Here is a 16,322-nt window from a genome sequence, read left to right as displayed (position 1 = left end):
TCTACTTGTCTCCCATCAGGATTGCGCGTTCGTGTGCGGTCTGCAGTCGGTAATGGGCGACCTGGTCGGCCACCTCCGAGCGTGGGAGGTCGAGCTCCTTCATCAGCAGCTCGCCGACCCGCTCAGCCGAGGCGGCCGAGGCATCGCGGGCCATGATCCGCGCCCGCGTCCGACGCGAGAGGATGTCGTCGACGCTGCGGGCCAGCTCATGCCGTGCCGCGTAGACGACCTCGGCCTCCAGATAGGGGAGGCCGTCGACAATCGGGCGGCCGAGGCCGGGGTCCTCGGCAAGAATGTCGGTGACGAAACGGGCCTCGGTGCCGTAGCGTTCCCCGAGGTGGGAGGCGATCCCCCCGGATGCGACGATCGCCTCCGGATCGTAACCGGCGGCGCCGAGCAGGTACGCCGACTTGGTGCGGCAGCGGCTGCTTCGCCCGAGTACGGCCTGTGCCGCGTCGACGGTCTGCTCCGCCATGTGGCGAGCGGTGGTCAGCTTCCCGCCCACCACCGTGACCAGGCCGTCGGGATCGGTGCGGATCTCATGGTTTCGCTTGAGTTCCACCGTCTTTCCGCCCGGGGGCGCCACCAGCGGCCGGCAGCCCGCGATACTGCCCAGCACGTCCTCCGGCTCGATGTCGATATTGAGGGCGGTCCGGGCACCGTCGAGCAGGAAGTCGCGTTCCTCGCGGGTGCAGTTGACGTCGTCGAGGTCGCCGCGGTAGTCCTCGTCCGTGGTCCCGAGGTAAGCCGTGTTGCCCCAACGGGTGATGGTGGCGCGACGGCTGCGGCCCGGGACCGGGATGGTCACGGTGCAGTCGTTGCGGATCTTCGACCAGGGCACCGCGATGTGCACCCCCTTGGCCGGGCGAATGTTGGGGACCTCGACGTCCGGGCCCGCCCCGCTCCAATCACGCAGCCACACGCCGGTCGCGAGCACGACGACGCCGGCGCGGGCCCGGACCTGTCTGCTGCCCACCTCGGCGACGACGCCGCTGACCTTGCCGCCGCGGCGGGTCACCTCGGCGACCCGGGCTCCGTTGAGGACGGTGGCGCCATGGAACGCCGCGGTGCGGGCCAGGGCCAGCGTCAACCGCGCGTCATCGGCGCGCGCGTCGTAGTACAGAAAGCCGCTGTCGAGGTGCTCGGCCTTGAAAGTTGGGCAGTGCGACAGCACTTCGTTCTTGGTCAGTTTCTGGTGCAAGATCCCCTCGCGCCAGCCACCGGCCAGATCGTAGGTCCACAACAGGCTCTCGAAACCCGCTGCGAGGCGGCGGTCGAACACCCCGTTGTGCGAGAGCACCGGGAACAGGAACGGCAGTCGCTGCACCAGGTGTCGCGCGTTCTTCCGCAGGCGCTGCCGCTCGAGCAGTGAATGCCGCACCAACGACAGATTGCCCTGCTCGATGTAGCGCAGTCCGCCGTGGATCATCTTGGAGGACTTCGATGACGTGCCCGAGGCGAAGTCGTCCTTCTCCAGCAGCGCCACCCGAAATCCACGCAGCGCCGCATCCATCGCCGTGTAGGCGCCGGTGACCCCGCCACCGACGACGATGATGTCGAAGTCCCCGCCATCGAGGCGGGCAAGCTGTTCGGCGCGATCGAGCCGCAACGGCGAATCCGAGACCATCCGCGCCCGCGCCGACGCCGGCCGGCGCGCGGGCATAGCTACCGAACGTAGCGAAACCATGGTGTTCATCCCTCCGAAAGTTGTTTGTGGACAGGGTCGTTGGCAGATTGCAGCGGTGCGCCCCCGGATTCGACGAGCTCGAGTTCTGCGGCTATCCGCGCCTTCCACGCGGCCCGTCGGCGGCGTCGACAGTCGTCGGCGACCCTCGGTTCGAAGACCTCCGCGGCAGCGAGCGTGGACGCCGCCTCGGCCAGCGAATTCCACAGCAGTCCGTCGGCACCGGCCATGAACGCGGCCCCCCGAAGACTTGCCACACCGGAGTCCGGCAGGCGTCGCATCGCAATCCCGGTCAGGTCGGCCTGCATCTGGATGAGCGGATCGCTCGACGACAAGCCGCCGCCGACCACGATGTGCGTCACGTCGAGCCCCGCGACCTCCGCGTTGGCCTCCGCGGAGTCAGCCACGGATTGCGCGATACCCTCCAGAACCGCGTACGCCACCTCCGCGCGCGTGCTCGACATGGAGAACCCGGTCAGCGACGCCCTGACCCGTGATTCCACCATCGGTGTCCGAATCCCCGCCAACGCGGGAACAAACACGATCCCATTCGACGTGGTGGTCGAGGCCGCGAGCTTGCTGATCGACTGCGCGGAATCGAACCAGCCCAGCGTGTTGCACACCCAGTCGAGGGCGGATCCCGAGGTGGCGGTGAACGTCTCGACCGCATAGACGGTCTCCTGTTTTCTGCGCCACCCGGTCACCGTGAGCGTCCCGGGACGGAGCACGGACCGGACGGGCGGCTCGGTTCCGGTGATCAGGTCCACGAAGCTGCCCGTGCCGTGCACGCACATCGCCTGCCCCTGCTCCCGACAGCCGAGGCCGACCGCACCGGCGTGCTGGTCGCCCATGGCCGCGAGGATGGGGGCCGAGACCCCGATTTTGGCCGGGTCGGTGTGCCCCAGGAAGTCCGCGTCTTGCCGCAGCTCCGGCAAGAGCTCGAGCGGGAATCCGAGCGCGGCGATCCAGTCCCGGTGGTAGGCGTGCTCGGCCAGCACGTATCCCCCGGCCGAGGTGACATTGGTGGCGGTAGCCGCGTAGGTGCGCTCGACCGCGAGATTCCACAGCAGCCAGGTCTCGATGGTTCCGAATCCGAGCCGACCCGCCCGATGGGCTTGTGCCACCCCAGGGTCTTCGCGCACCTTGTGCGCGGCCCACAGGTAGGGCGACCGCACGCCGGTCGGGCGGCCCACCTCGGCCATCAACGCGCGGTCCCACTCCGGGCCGAGGGCCGCGAGTTCGTCCGCGTGTCGGCAGTCCTGCCAGACCATCGCGGGAGCCAGAGCTCGCCCGGTAGCGGTGTCCCACAGCACAGCCGTCGCCCGCTGGGTGGCCAGCGCCACCGCTGCGATACTCACACCGGCCGCCGCTGCGCGGGCGGCAGCAGTTCTGCACACCTCGAATGTCTTTTCCAGAATCTCGCCGGCGTCTTGTTCGACCACACCGAATCGCGGTGTCGATACTGCGAGCCGACGGTATTCCAGATCGTGCACGATGCCGTCGGCGGTGACCCAGGCCGCGCGGGTTCCCGTTGTCCCCTCGTCGATTGCGAGAATGGCGGTCGAACTCATACTCGAACCCCGTTCTGCACGGCCGCGCCGTCGGCGCCCGGCTCGTAGTCCTCGGATCGGGCGAACCTGGGTGCGTCCTGCTCTTCGTCAGGGCTGAGTGCGGCTCGGGTCGGATCCCACGTGATCACGCAGCACACGATGCACGCGAGCAGCGGAGCCACGGAGAGGATGAGGAACGTCGGTCCGAGCCCCAGGTGCGAGCGCAGGATCGGGAAGATCAGCAGTCCGAGTGCGGCGCTGGCGCTTCCGATCGCGCCGATCACTCCGTTGGCCCCGGCGCGCAGTTCAGAGCGGAACGAGAGTGAGGACAGTGTCTTGCCATTGGCCCCTGGGCCTGCCGAGTGGAACAGGATGAACAACGACGGGATGAGGAAGCCGAGCACCAGCGGTAGATGCGCATGCCAGATACCCAAAACCACCAGCATGACGAATACTGCGCCGAACCCGAGCGCGGACGCTCGACGCAACCCGAGCCGCTCGCCGATCTTCGGGGACAGGAAACCGCCGATAATTCCGAACACATTGAAGACGAGCGCACCGATGGTCGCCACGGTAAAGCTCTGCCCGAAGAGCGCAAGGCCGATAATCGGCAAGTACCATCCGACGGCAAAATACTGAATGGACTGCCCCATCTGCACGGTGCCCGCCAAGATCGTGCGGCGCAGATAGATCCCCCGGAATATCAGGGCCACGTTCGCCAATCCCCGATCGGCCCGGTTGCGAATCGGGGTCCGATCGCGCGCCGGCGCCGCCGTGAATTCCTCGCCGTAGATCTTGGTCATCGACTCGGCCGCCTGTTCCAGGCGTCCCTTGCGGGCAGCCCACATGGGGCTCTCGACCATGTACCGCGCCTGTGCGACCAGCAGCGCCAGCGCCACCACACCCGCCGAGCCGACCGCGTACCGCCAGATCGCGTCGCCGACACCGAGATTGTAGAACCCGATCGTCAGAATCAGGTTGCTGCAGACCGCGGTGTACCAGATGCCCTGCCACGTGTTCAACCGACTCTTGAAGCGTGCCGGAGTGAATTCGGCCAGCAGCGCCATCGCAATCGCGAAGTCGATCCCATAGGCGGCGCCGACGAAGAACCGCCCTATGAGCACAACCTCGAAGCTGGGTGCAAAGGCGCAACAGGCCGCGCCGACGACCGACAGGAACTTCGCCAGGATCAGCGGCCGCACTCGGCCCGACCGATCCGCCATCCAGCCACCGAGCGGATTGAAGGCGACGGCAACCCACGATGCGAATGACGTCAGAACCGCTACCTGGGTGGCGCCGAGGTGCATATCCCGCGTCATGGGGCCGAGTCCCGCGCTCAGCGCCGAGTTGGCGAACGCATCGAGGAACAGCCCGCCGAGAGCCAGCCACCAGATGACGCCTGCGCGGCCCGCGATCCGAGGTTGTTCGTCGATATAGGACACGACGTCGTGAACGCCACGAAGTACTTTGTTGGACACGATGCCCGGCCTCTCTGCCGGGAGACCGTTCTGTCGCAGGCTATACCGCAAAAAAGGGCAGACTGAAGCCTCCAACAGGAGGTCTCCATTCTTACCCTGGTGCTGAGATGCTAATCACACGAGGGCAGAGATTGCAAGGGGTCGGTGACCGCTGTGTTCGCCCGGCTCGGCGGTCCGCAGGGGCTGGTAGCCCGCATCGGACGCCACCTTCCTCGGCGCACCGCGAAGTTCACGACCTTGTCGGACCGGCGACTTACGATCGAGCTCGAGCCCGCACCGATGAATCCGCGTCGCCCGCGACGTCGATAGAGGTGGGGACCGAACCGAGGAGGATCGCGTGGACCTACCGGTCATGCCACCCGTGCGGCCGATGCTGGCGAAAACGGCGCCGTCGGTGCCACGAGAGCCGGGCCTGAGTTATGAACCGAAATGGGATGGTTTTCGCTGCGTCGTGTTCCGTGACGGCGATGAGGTGGAACTCGGTTCACGCAATGACCGGCCACTGACCCGCTATTTTCCGGAGGTCGCCGAACTCCTGAAGGCGGCGCTGCCGGATAAATGCGTGGTGGACGGGGAAATCGTGGTGGTCACCGACCAGGGACTCGATTTCGATACCCTGCAGAACCGGCTGCATCCGGCGGCCTCACGCGTCAACAAGCTGGCCAAGGAAACACCGGCCAGCTTTGTCGCCTTCGATCTGCTCGCCCTCGGCGATAAGGATCTGACCGGCGAACCGTTCGTCGAACGCCGGCGGTTGCTCGAGTCCATTCTCGACACCGAACTCGCCCGGGTGCATCTGACCCCGATCACCCAGGATCCCGATATCGCCGAGGACTGGTTCACCCGCTTCGAGGGCGCCGGATTCGACGGCGTCATGGTCAAGGCCGACGATCTGGCGTATCTGCAGGACAAGCGGGTGATGCTCAAGGTCAAGCATGAGCGCACCGCGGACTGTGTGGTGGCCGGTTTCCGCTGGCACAAGGATGGCGAAGGCATCGGATCGCTGCTGCTCGGACTGTTCGACGATGAGGGCAATCTGCACCACGTCGGGGTGGCGAGCAGTTTCACGGCGGCCAAGCGCAAGTCACTGGTGGAAGAGCTGAAACCGTTGCGGGACAACGCATTGGCGAACCACCCGTGGCGCGAATGGGCGGATGCGGCGGCGCAGGCCAAGGCCGACGGCAAGATGCCCGGCGGGGTGAGCCGGTGGACCGGCGGCAAGGATCTGTCCTGGGAAGCACTGCGCCCGGAACTGGTCGCCGAGGTTCGCTACGAACATGTGCAGTCGGGCCGATTGCGCCACGGCGGCAGGCTCGTTCGCTTCCGCGCCGACCGCACCCCTGAATCGTGTACCTACGCCCAGCTCGACGAGGTCGCACCGGCCGAGTTGGGTGCCATTTTCAGCGCAGCCCGGGGGCAGTGATGGGCGAATCGATCGATATCGAGGTGGATGGCAGATCCGTCGCCATCAGCAATCCCGGCAAGGTCTATTTCACCAAACGCGGTGAGACGAAACTCGATCTCATCCGGTACTACCAGGCCGTCGCCGAGCCGTTTCTGAAAGTGGTCCGCGATCGGCCGTTACTGCTCGAGCGGTATCCCGACGGGGCCTCGGGTAAGTCGTGGTTTCAGAAGCGGGTGCCGAAATCCGCGCCGGATTGGCTGCACACGGTCGAAGTCGCCACGCCCAATGGCACCACCAGCGATGCCCTGGTGGCACACGATCTCGCACATATTCTGTGGGCGGTCAATCAGGGCTGCCTCGGCTTCCACGTCTGGCCCAATCACATCGGCGATCTGAATATCGCCGATGAACTGCGCATCGATCTGGATCCCTCCCCCGGCATCACCTTCGACGATCTCAAATACGCCGCGGTGCTGACCCGTGAGCTGTTCACCGAACTCGGCATCGATTCCCGGATCAAAACCTCCGGCTCGCGTGGACTGCATATTTACGTTGCGCTGGAACCGAAATGGGACGGCTATCAGGTGCGCGCCGCGGCGGTCGCGCTGGCCAGGGAACTGGAGCGGCGGCATCCGGACCGGATCACCGCGCAGTGGTGGAAGGAGGAGCGCGGCACCCGCGTCTTCATCGACTTCAACCAGAATGCCCCGCACAAAACGGTTTTCGGTGCGTGGTGTGTGCGGCCGAAGGTCGGTGCGCAGGTGTCCACCCCGATCTCCTGGTCCGATCTGGATACCGTCGTCCCCGAGGAATTGACCATCGCCACGGTGCCTGCGCGGCTGGCCGAATTCGGTGACCCGTGGGCGGACCGCCCGGCGCAATCCATCGAGCCGCTGCTGAAAATGTCGGAGCGGGATATGGCCTCGGGGCTCATGGACGCGCCATGGCCGCCGCAATATCCGAAGATGCCCAACGAGCCGCCGCGGGTGCAGCCCAGCCGGGCCAAGAAGGTCGATCCGGAAGGCTAGTTACCGAAGGGCTATTCGGTCCAGAGCACCCACGCCTTGCTCTCACAGGTGAGTGCACGCCCGTCCGCCGTGCGGGCACTCTTCGTTGATCCATCGCATTTCGTTCCGGCCTCCGCGACGGTGCCCCCGATGGTGTACGGACCGTTCCATTGGTAGACACCGCCGCTGGCCAGGCATAGCAGGGTGGAGCCGTCCGCCCCGGTGCCGATGCGGCCCGGCTCGGTGCACACCGTGCCCTTCTTCGGAGTCGCCGTCGACGGAGCGGTCGTCGTGACCGGGGGCGCGACCACGGTCGGCGCCACCGTGGGCTGTGGGACGGCGGTCTGGGCGATGGTCGAGGGCAGCGCGACACTCGACACGGTAGGCGTACGGTTCGCCCCGGACAGCGCATCGGAGAAGTTGCCGCCGGACAGCACGACATATCCCGCGATGCCGACCACCTCGATCACACCCAGCAGCAGCGCACACACCGCCATGGTCTTGCCGCGCGGATGGCTGAAGGCGATGAATCCGAAGACGATCGCGACCGGGAACAGGCCGAGCAGGGCGGCAACCAACGCAACGACCGCGTACGGATTGACGATGGGCGGAACCTCGACCCGTAGTCGACCGGCCCGGCGGCTCCGGTTCGCCGGCTCGGTCTCGGGCCAGCGCTCAGTGGGGTCCGGATCCGGCCACCGGCCGACCGGTCCCATCTCCTGCTCGTACTCCTCCGGCTGCGCCTCCGGCCAGCGCTCGTGCTCACGGTTATCCGTCCGTGCCATCCAGGTCCCTCTTCCACACCACCAAACCGCGCAGGAACCACGAACTGCCCGGACCCGCCCCGATACCGACAAAGGATAGGGGCCATTGGCCGCAGCATCATCCGAAACGGCCCATCAATCGTCATCAAACCGTAATCGCGAATGCCGCCATGTCAAACCGGACCGTACTCCCACCCGGGAAGTCGGATTCGACATGACCCGCCCGTCAGCCGGAGTAACAAACCGGCAAACACCACTCGCGAATGGCGAAATGAGGTGGATCCTGGTTACACGGCGAGCGGCATGCTGTGAATTCCAGTTCAGGAGGATCCATGCGCGGTGAAACGGATTCGACCGGAGACCGAACCCGGCCGTGGCATTCCCACGCGGGCGATCTACTCGGTGACGACTACAACGTTCCCGGCATCATTCTTTGTGCCCTGGGCGTCGTCGCCATGGCGTGCACCCTCACCGCGGCCGGTTCCGGCTTCACCGGATGGACGCAGATCGGCGCGATAGCGACGGCGAGTTTGTGGATCACGGGCATCGGCGCGTTACTGGTGGAACATCACCGGGAGCAAGTCATCGAGTTGAAGTACGGACGGCGCGGACACGCGCCGGGACATATGCGGCCGCTGCGCTACAGCGGCACCGAGCGCCGGATCTCGGCGGGTGAAACCAAGTCCGAGTTGACGAGTCGGCAGTAGCGACCGCTCGCTGGGTCATTCGAGACCCACACCCGACGCCGAAGGCTGATCGCGGCTCAGCGCCCGCCGTCCACCTTCGGCATTGTTTCGGTCATCAGCGTCATCAGCATGTCCGCCAGTAGGACGTGCACCTGTTCGCGGGTGAGCGTGCCGCGGGTGATCCATTCCCGGCCCGCGACCTTCACCAGACCACCGAATGCGCGGACCATGGCCCGTAATTCGGCACTGTGCGCCGATTCCGCGCGCCCGACCATCAGCAGCATCCGCTCGGCGGCCGCGTCATCGGCCTGATCCAGGATGTGCTGCACCTCCGGATCGTCGCCGACCCCCTCATGGCTGGTCACCTTGACCCAGGTGCTGCCGTGTTCGGAGATCACATCCAGCAGCCAGTGCACACTCGCGTCGACGCGCTCGCGATCGGTGCCGGTCGGCGCGACCATATCGTCGAGGCGCGGCAGGGTGACCATCCGCCGCACCACCGCGAGATATAGGTCGCGCTTATTGCCGAAGTAGTGGTTGATCAGACCGCGCGCGACCCCGGCGCGTTGTGCGAGTTCCGCGGTGGACACCGCCGCATACGGCCGTTCGCCGAACATGTCGATCGCGCATTCGAGGATCTGCGCGCGGCGTTCGTCCGGCTCCAGCCTGCGTCTGCGCGGCTGCGCCTCGGTGTTGTTTCGAGCGATCCGCAAGCGATCGCCTGCGGCGATCTCAGAGTGACCTGGCAATGAGATCCTTCATCACCTCGTTGCTGCCCGCGAGGATGCGCAGTACGCGGGCACCGGTGTAGAGCTGGGAAATCGGATACTCCGTCATGTAGCCGTAGCCGCCGAACAGTTGCAGGCAGCGATCGACCACAATACCGAGTTGATCGGTGAGCCAATACTTCGACATCGCAGCAGTGGGAATATCGAGTTCGCCGCGCAGATGCTGCACGATGCAGTCGTCCAGGAAGATCCGGCTCACCTTGGCGATGGTCGCGCATTCGGCCATCTCGAATTTGGTGTTCTGCATCGCGAACAGCGGCTTGCCGAAGGCCTCACGTCCCTTGGTGTAGTCGACGGTCAGCCGCACGGCCTGCTCCATCATGGCGACCGCGATGATGCCGGTCACCAGTCGCTCCTGGGCCAGCAGCTGCATCATCTGATAAAAGCCCTGGCCTTCGGCCTCGCCGAGGAGGTTCGAGACGGGCACGCGCAAGCCGTCGAAGAACAGTTCGGCGGTGTCCTGGGCCTTGCCGCCGATCTTGTTGAGGATGCGGCCGCGCTCGAAGCCCGGGGTGTCGTCGCCGACCTCGGCGAAGATCAGGGATACGCCCGCCGCGCCCTTGGTGGGGTCGGTCTTGGCGGCGATGATGATGCCATCGCAGAGCCAGCCGTTGGTAATGAAGATCTTCGAGCCGGTGATGACGTATTCATCGCCCGCACGGACCGCGCGGGTCTTGATGTTCTGCAGATCCGAGCCGGTGCCCGGTTCGGTCATGCCGATGGACAGCACCATTTCACCGGTCGCGGCCTTGGGCAGCACCCGCTGCTTGAGGTCCTCGGTGCCGAAGCGGTGGATATAGGGCGCGATGATCGAGCTGTGCACCGGCATGCCGAGCGAGCCGTCACCCGCGAATGCCTGTTCCTCGATGATGGCGGCCTCGTGCGCGAAAGTGCCACCGCCACCGCCGTATTCGGCCGGGATGGCGGTGCACAGCAGGCCGAGTTCACCGGCCCGGTTGTACAGCGCGCGGTCTGGATGTCCCTGCGCGACGAACTTCTCCTCATGCGGGACGACCTCCCTCTCGAAGAAGGTTCTCGCTAGTTCCCGGACCGCCTCGACCTCGTCGTCACTCCACGCGGCGCGTGCCATCGCATAAATCCTTTGCTCATGCGCGCAGGCCTGCTCGCCTGCGTCTCGCCATCAGATTCGCGCACTATTGGCATGATGTCAACAAAGCGGGCACGCGACAGGTACGGGCGGGTGTACGAGGATGGAATGCGGATCAGCCGGTCGGGCGCTGCGCCTGGTTGACGGCCGCGAGCGAGGTGAAGATCGGGGTATCGGGATCGGCCGAAATGCCCTGCCGACGCAGGAATCCGTCGATCAGGCCCCAGACGAATTCGGTGGCCTGCTCGACGAATTCGGCCGTACCGCCGGGACGCTCGGAATCGGCTTCGCCGAGCCACAGGTCGGTGACCGCGACGACGACACCGACGACCGCGCGAGCGAGATAGTCGATGCCGGTGGCATCGATCGGGATGGACTCGGCGACTTCGCGCGCCTGCCCGGCGAATCGGCCCGCGGCCGCGCGACCGAGATCGAATTGCAGTACCGAACCGTCCGAATGCTGGGTGACATGCGCCTGGCCCAGAAACCGAAAGACATTGGGGTGCTGGAGGATACTGTCGGCATAGCCGGTGAGCACGCGACGCAGCGCGACCCGCGGCGGTAGCAGCATCAGTGTCAGATCATTGCCCGCGGCGGCTCCAGCCGATTTCGCCATCCGGTTGCCGATCTCGGTGTAGAGGTCGGCCTTATCGGCGAACTGGCGGTACAGGCGCGGCTTGGTAATCCTGGCCTCGCGGGCAATGTCGTCCATGCTCGGGTGCGGGCCGTCGCGGTCGATCACCCGAATGGCCGCGTCGACGATCTCCTCGCGGGTGATCGTCCGCGGCACGGATCTATCCGAACGGGCCATGGTCCGGAGCATACACGTACCGACGGTACGCACTTTTGAGCCGCGCAAATCCCTGGTCGACAGCGCGATATGGGTGACCGACTTCATAGTCGATGCAGGTTTCAACCCATTGCTTCAGGTGCATTCGTACTGTCAGTATCGGCTCACGTACCGGCGGTACACAGGCAGCACCCAGCGCATCGATCGAGGCAACAAGATGACCGAACAGCTCGACTCAGCCGACCCGACCGGCGCCCGGCAGCCACACCGACAATCGACTGTGGACGGCGCACACGGTGCACTTGCCGTCTTCGAATGGGGCGCGGTCGACGCCGAACCTCTGGTACTGGTGCACGGCCTGTCCGACACACACCTGGTGTGGTCGGCGGTGGCGGCGCTGCTCGCCGACGGATTCCGGGTCATCGCCTATGACGTGCGCGGGCACGGTCGATCGGCGAAACCCGGTGCGCCGCACGACTATCGACTCGATTCGCTGGCCGAGGACTTCTTCGCGCTGATCGATGCGGTCAGCCCGAAGCGGGCGGTGCACGTCTGCGGACACGGCTGGGGTGCAGTGCAGGCCTGGGAGGCGGTCTGCGATCCGCGCGCCAATACCCGCATTGCCTCGTTCACCGCGGTCGCTGGTCCGAATCTCGATCACGTCGGCCTGACACTGCGCGAATTGGCGGCGCAGCCGGGTCGCGCGCTGCGACTGATCGCCGACCCGAAGTTCCGGCGACACGGGGCCGGATCGGCCCGGACCGCGGCGCAGCGGATCGCCTATCCGCCCCGGGTGCGCACCTGGTTGATCGACCAGCTCGGTGGCATCGCCCGCGCGTACGCGCCCCTCGCCCCGACCTGGCGCGCGGATCTGGCGGCGGGCGCGTGGATCGCCGCGGCCAATCTCGCACACCGTTTGCTGTGGCCGCGCGAGCGCACCACCGCGGTGCCGGTACAACTGGTCGTCGACACCACCGATGTACTCGTGCCACCGTTCCTCTACTACGGCAGTGCACGCTGGGTGGACCGGCTGTGGCGCTGCCCGATTCCGGCCGATCACTGGCTGCCGGTGACCGAACCGCTGCTCGTGGCCGAGGCCATCGCCAATTTTGTCGAGGATCTGCGCGCCGCGAGTACCAGCATTCCGCACCAGTGACACCGAAATCCATGAGTGGAGCGCAATCTTCGTGCTCGACGCGGCCAGCACACCCACCAGTGGCGGTCGGTCGGGATCGCCGGGCAAATGAACGAGATGGTACTTTGCGCGCATGACCGGACCGGGGGAACAGCAGAATCAGCCCAACGACGCCTGGTGGGCGCAGGAGCAGCCACCGCAGGCGCCGCAGTATTCACAATCGGATCCGACGATGGTCGGGCAGCCCGGTTTGCAAGTGCCACCGCAGCCCGTGGCTCCGCCGGCGGGGCAACAGCCCGGCGGCGCCGAGCAGCGGCCCGCTGATCCGACACTGTTGCGGCAGTCGTTCGACCAGCCAGGGGCCGCGCCCGCCGGATATCAATCGGGCACGGGCTATCAGCAGCCGGGATATCACCAGTCCACACCCGGATATCCGCAGCCGGGATTCCAGCAGGCGCCGAGCACGCCCGGATTCCCGCAGGCCGCACCGGGTTTCCAGCAGCCGATGCCCGGATTCCAGCAGGGGGCACCAGGATTCGAGCCGCCCGCTCCCGGATTCCAGCAGAGCGCACCGGGATTCCAACAGCCCGGCGCCGGATTCCAGCCCGCGCCGGGATTCCCGCAGCAGGCGCCCGGATACCCACAGCCACCCAAATCCGGTGGTAAAGGCTGGCTTTGGGCGCTCGGCGCGATCGTAGTCACCTCCGCGGTCTGGGCGGTCGCCATGTTCGCGATCGGCGCCTTCGACGCGGGCAAGGCCGATATCAGCAAGGACGCCGACCTGCGCGGCTACAAGTACATCGAGAATCTCTGCGATATCACCGACACCTCGCCGTACACCAGCGCTGGCTTCACCCTGTCGAAGTCCGATTCCTCGGGCGAGACCTACCCGAAGCACGAAGGCTCCAAGCACGCGGCGGTCGATTCAATGGGCTGCGATGTTCGCTTCACCCCGTCCGGATCGAGTGAGAAATACGACTACGCCGCGATCTATACCAGCGCGCAAGTGCACAAGCAGTCCAACCCGGGGCCGGAATTCACCGCATCGTACGAGACCTGGACGCAGAGTGAATACGGCAAGGACTCGAAGGTCGAGAAGGTCTCCGGGCTCGGCGACGAGGCGTATGTGATCACCGGCAAGCACAAGTCCGACGATCCGACCGCCGATGTCTCCGTGGCCGTGCGCGACGGCTGGACCACCTACCACATCAGCTGGTCGCAGTATGCGTCGAGTACTTCGAAGTCCTCGGGCAAGATCCTCAGTACCGCCGAGGCCACCGAACTGCTGAAGAAGACGGCGAACTCGACAATGAGCAAGCTGCGCAAATAGCTGGCGTCCGGTCGGTGCGGGACCGCCGTGCCGACCGGTCGAAACCGCGAATGCGACAATGAGTGGGTCAACCCCCATGTTCACGAAGGACAAATCCGCATTCCGATGGCCGAGTACACCGCGTCGACGTCTACCCAACCAGCGCCGAGCGGCACTGCCATCGCCCCCGATGAGCTGGCGATCTGCCTGCGGGTGCTGGAACAGGCCGGGCAATTGGACAAGGACGATCCGGATTCGATCGCGGTGCAGCGCGCCGTCGGCCATATGTTCAAGAAGCTCAAGCAGCGCCGCCGGACCGAGGCCAGAGATGCGGTCGCCGAGGCGGACCGCGTGGTGGTCGCCGCGACGGCGACCGGCTCCCCGAACCGGATCGATGACGAGACCGCGGGCATTCCGTTGACCTCGAATACGGCGGGCGCGAGTGCGGGCACCCTGATCCGGCCGCGGCCCTGCTATATCTGCAAACAGCGCTACACCCGGGTCGACGCGTTCTACCACCAGCTGTGCCCGGACTGCGCGGCGAGCAGCCACGCAAAACGGGACGCCCGTACCGATCTCACCGGGCGGCGCGCCCTGCTGACCGGCGGTCGCGCCAAGATCGGCATGTACATCGCGCTGCGGCTACTGCGCGACGGTGCGCACACCACCATCACCACCCGTTTCCCCAATGACGCCATCCGCCGCTTCGCCGCCATGGACGACAGCGCCGACTGGCTGCACCGACTGCGCATCGTCGGCATCGATCTCCGGGATCCGGCCCAGGTCGTCGCGCTCGCCGACGATGTCGCGGCACAGGGGCCGCTGGACATTCTGATCAACAATGCCGCCCAGACCGTGCGCCGCTCCCCCGGCGCCTACAGCGCACTGGTCGATGCCGAATCCGGTCCGCTGCCCGCTGGCGCGCTGCCGGATGTGGTCACCTTCGGCAAGACCATGCAGGCGCACCCCACCGCTCTCACCGCCTCCCTGACGCCGACGCTGTCCTCCGCCGATGTCGCCGAACTGGCGCTGGTCGCGGGATCGGCCACGCCGGAACGCATTTCGCGCGGCATCGCGATCGACGCCGGTGGTCTGGTGCCGGATCTGGCGCATACCAACAGCTGGGTGCAGACCGTCGGCGAGGTGAATCCGACCGAACTGCTCGAGGTCCAGCTGTGCAATTCGGTGGCACCGTTCATCCTGGTCTCCCGGCTGCGCCCGGCCATGGCGGCCGCCGCGGCCCGCCGCAAGTATGTGGTGAACGTCTCGGCCATGGAGGGCCAGTTCTCCCGCGCGTACAAGGGTGCGGGCCATCCGCACACCAATATGGCCAAGGCCGCGCTGAATATGCTGACCCGCACCAGCGCCCGGGAGATGTTCGAGGAGGACGCGATCCTCATGACCGCCGTGGATACCGGCTGGATCACCGACGAACGCCCGCACTACACCAAGATCCGCCTCGCCGAAGAGGGCTTCCATGCTCCCCTCGACCTGGTCGACGGCGCGGCCCGCGTCTACGACCCGATCGTCCAGGGCGAGACCGGTAACGATCTGTACGGCTGCTTCCTCAAGGACTATCAACCCTCGCCCTGGTGATCAGATCCTCGCCAGACGATCGACCCAGCGGACACTCGAGCCGTCATATCGCACGGATTACGGGACTACGCTGGGCATATGCTTTATCGGCTGCTGGCCGATGCCACCGCCGCGGTGCATTTCGTGTTCGTGGCGTATGTGGTGGTCGGTGGGTTCATGGCGTGGCGCTGGCCCCGCACCATCTGGCTGCATCTGCTCGCGTTCGGGTGGGGGTTCAGCACGGTTCTGTTCGGATTCGTCTGTCCGCTTACGAATTTGGAGAATTGGGCGCGGCATCGGGCCGGTGTGGCCGGGCTGCCGCCGAGCGGGTTCATCGACCACTATCTGACCGGGGTGATCTATCCGGAAAGCGCGTTGGGGTTGGTGCGCGGGTTGGTCGCGGTGTGCGTGGTGGTGTCCTGGGTCGGCTACGTCCGGAGGGTGCGGGCGATGAGGTCGGCGACCTCGGAGACCTTGTCGTCCAAGTAGAAGTGTCCGCCGGGGAAGACGTTGTGCGCGAAGGAGCCGCGGGTGTGCTCGCGCCAGTCCTGGGCCTGCTCCGGTGTCATGGTCGGATCGTCGGTACTGACCAGGGCCGAGACATCGCAGGACAGTGGGGCGCCCTCGCGGTAGCGGTAGGTCTCGATGGCCTGGTAGTCGCTGCGCACAGCGGGTAGCACCAGTTCCGCCAGGCTCGGTTCCTCGCGCAGAATCCGGACCGACGCCGGATCGGTTGCCAGGCGCTCCAGATCGCCGATCAGATCGTCATTCGAGCCGAGGTGCAGGCGACCCCGCTCGATGAAAGTCGGGGCGGGGCGGCCGGATACGAACAGCGTCGTCAACGGTTGTCCCTTGCGCTCGAGGCGGCGCGCGGCTTCGAAGGCAACGGTCGCGCCCATGCTGTGACCGAACAGCGAAAGTTGCTGCACCGGGCCCTGATTCAGGACCTCCTCCACGATCCGGTCGACGAGGGTGTCCAAATCGTCAATGGCGGGCTCACCGAGCCGGTCCTGCCGACCCGGGTACTGCACGGCCACGACGGC

General features: G+C 66.2%; 15 protein-coding genes. 7 read left to right on the top strand and 8 right to left on the bottom strand.

Features of this window, described 5'->3' with window-relative positions; translation table 11 throughout:
* Position 1: 1 nt before the first annotated feature.
* Genes ABZW16_RS17515 through ABZW16_RS17505 form a run of 3 tightly spaced genes read right to left on the bottom strand, consistent with a single transcriptional unit; the run spans position 2 to position 4,712 of the window.
* A complete protein-coding gene (locus ABZW16_RS17515) occupies positions 2-1,663 on the bottom strand; it encodes a glycerol-3-phosphate dehydrogenase/oxidase (protein WP_354956937.1) in 1,662 nt (553 codons plus the stop codon).
* A 29-nt stretch (positions 1,664-1,692) separates the two neighbouring features.
* A complete protein-coding gene (locus ABZW16_RS17510; RefSeq protein ID WP_354956936.1) occupies positions 1,693-3,255 on the bottom strand; it encodes an FGGY-family carbohydrate kinase in 1,563 nt (520 codons plus the stop codon).
* The gene (locus ABZW16_RS17505; protein ID WP_354956935.1) at positions 3,252-4,712 is read right to left on the bottom strand and encodes an MFS transporter; all 1,461 of its coding nucleotides are present in this window, start codon (positions 4,710-4,712) and stop codon (positions 3,252-3,254) included. Before ABZW16_RS17505 ends, ABZW16_RS17510 begins: the two co-directional genes overlap by 4 nt.
* Positions 4,713-5,049: 337 nt before the next feature.
* Here ABZW16_RS17505 and ABZW16_RS17500 point away from each other — a divergent pair, with 337 nt between their 5' ends.
* Entirely contained in the window at positions 5,050-6,135 is a 1,086-nt protein-coding gene (locus ABZW16_RS17500; RefSeq protein WP_354956934.1) for an ATP-dependent DNA ligase, read from the top strand.
* On the top strand, positions 6,135-7,145 hold the full coding sequence (gene ligD / locus ABZW16_RS17495; RefSeq protein WP_354956933.1) for a non-homologous end-joining DNA ligase: 1,011 nt from the start codon (positions 6,135-6,137) through the stop codon (positions 7,143-7,145). The genes ABZW16_RS17500 and ligD overlap by 1 nt, the downstream gene beginning before the upstream one ends.
* Positions 7,146-7,156: 11 nt before the next feature.
* Here ligD and ABZW16_RS17490 read toward each other — a convergent pair whose 3' ends face one another.
* Positions 7,157-7,909: a hypothetical protein gene (locus tag ABZW16_RS17490; RefSeq protein ID WP_354956932.1), complete on the bottom strand. Its 753-nt coding sequence runs from the start codon at positions 7,907-7,909 to the stop codon at positions 7,157-7,159.
* Positions 7,910-8,220: 311 nt separating this feature from the next.
* On the opposite strand from ABZW16_RS17490, the gene ABZW16_RS17485 reads away from it, so the two are divergent.
* Entirely contained in the window at positions 8,221-8,595 is a 375-nt protein-coding gene (locus ABZW16_RS17485) for a hypothetical protein (protein ID WP_354956930.1), read from the top strand.
* Positions 8,596-8,651: 56 nt separating this feature from the next.
* Here ABZW16_RS17485 and ABZW16_RS17480 read toward each other — a convergent pair whose 3' ends face one another.
* The 3 genes from ABZW16_RS17480 to ABZW16_RS17470 form a co-directional block, all read right to left on the bottom strand.
* A complete protein-coding gene (locus ABZW16_RS17480; protein WP_354956929.1) occupies positions 8,652-9,287 on the bottom strand; it encodes a helix-turn-helix domain-containing protein in 636 nt (211 codons plus the stop codon).
* Positions 9,288-9,306: 19 nt separating this feature from the next.
* Entirely contained in the window at positions 9,307-10,452 is a 1,146-nt protein-coding gene (locus ABZW16_RS17475; protein ID WP_354956928.1) for an acyl-CoA dehydrogenase family protein, read from the bottom strand.
* A 133-nt stretch (positions 10,453-10,585) separates the two neighbouring features.
* Positions 10,586-11,281 carry a TetR/AcrR family transcriptional regulator gene (locus ABZW16_RS17470; RefSeq protein WP_354956927.1) on the bottom strand — a complete coding sequence of 232 codons (696 nt, stop codon included), beginning with the start codon at positions 11,279-11,281 and terminating at the stop codon, positions 10,586-10,588.
* A gap of 196 nt (positions 11,282-11,477) precedes the next feature.
* Between ABZW16_RS17470 and ABZW16_RS17465 the strand changes: the two genes are divergently transcribed.
* The 4 genes from ABZW16_RS17465 (at position 11,478) to ABZW16_RS17450 (ending at position 15,768) form a co-directional block, all read left to right on the top strand.
* Positions 11,478-12,416, top strand: a complete 939-nt coding sequence (locus tag ABZW16_RS17465) for an alpha/beta fold hydrolase (RefSeq protein ID WP_354956926.1) — start codon at positions 11,478-11,480, stop codon at positions 12,414-12,416.
* Between the two features lie 112 nt (positions 12,417-12,528).
* On the top strand, positions 12,529-13,725 hold the full coding sequence (locus tag ABZW16_RS17460) for a hypothetical protein (protein WP_354956925.1): 1,197 nt from the start codon (positions 12,529-12,531) through the stop codon (positions 13,723-13,725).
* Between the two features lie 105 nt (positions 13,726-13,830).
* On the top strand, positions 13,831-15,300 hold the full coding sequence (locus ABZW16_RS17455) for an SDR family NAD(P)-dependent oxidoreductase (RefSeq protein ID WP_354956924.1): 1,470 nt from the start codon (positions 13,831-13,833) through the stop codon (positions 15,298-15,300).
* A gap of 78 nt (positions 15,301-15,378) precedes the next feature.
* On the top strand, positions 15,379-15,768 hold the full coding sequence (locus ABZW16_RS17450) for a DUF2784 domain-containing protein (protein ID WP_354956923.1): 390 nt from the start codon (positions 15,379-15,381) through the stop codon (positions 15,766-15,768).
* Here ABZW16_RS17450 and ABZW16_RS17445 read toward each other — a convergent pair.
* Positions 15,708-16,322, bottom strand: a 615-nt coding sequence (locus ABZW16_RS17445) for an alpha/beta fold hydrolase (protein ID WP_354956922.1), incomplete at its 5' end; no start/stop codon positions are given. The genes ABZW16_RS17450 and ABZW16_RS17445 overlap by 61 nt on opposite strands.

The organism is Nocardia sp. NPDC004604 (assembly GCF_040609795.1).
Lineage (GTDB): Bacteria > Actinomycetota > Actinomycetes > Mycobacteriales > Mycobacteriaceae > Nocardia.
The sequence above is the reverse complement of the archived record's forward strand: the minus strand, read 5'-3'. Positions and strand labels throughout refer to the sequence as shown.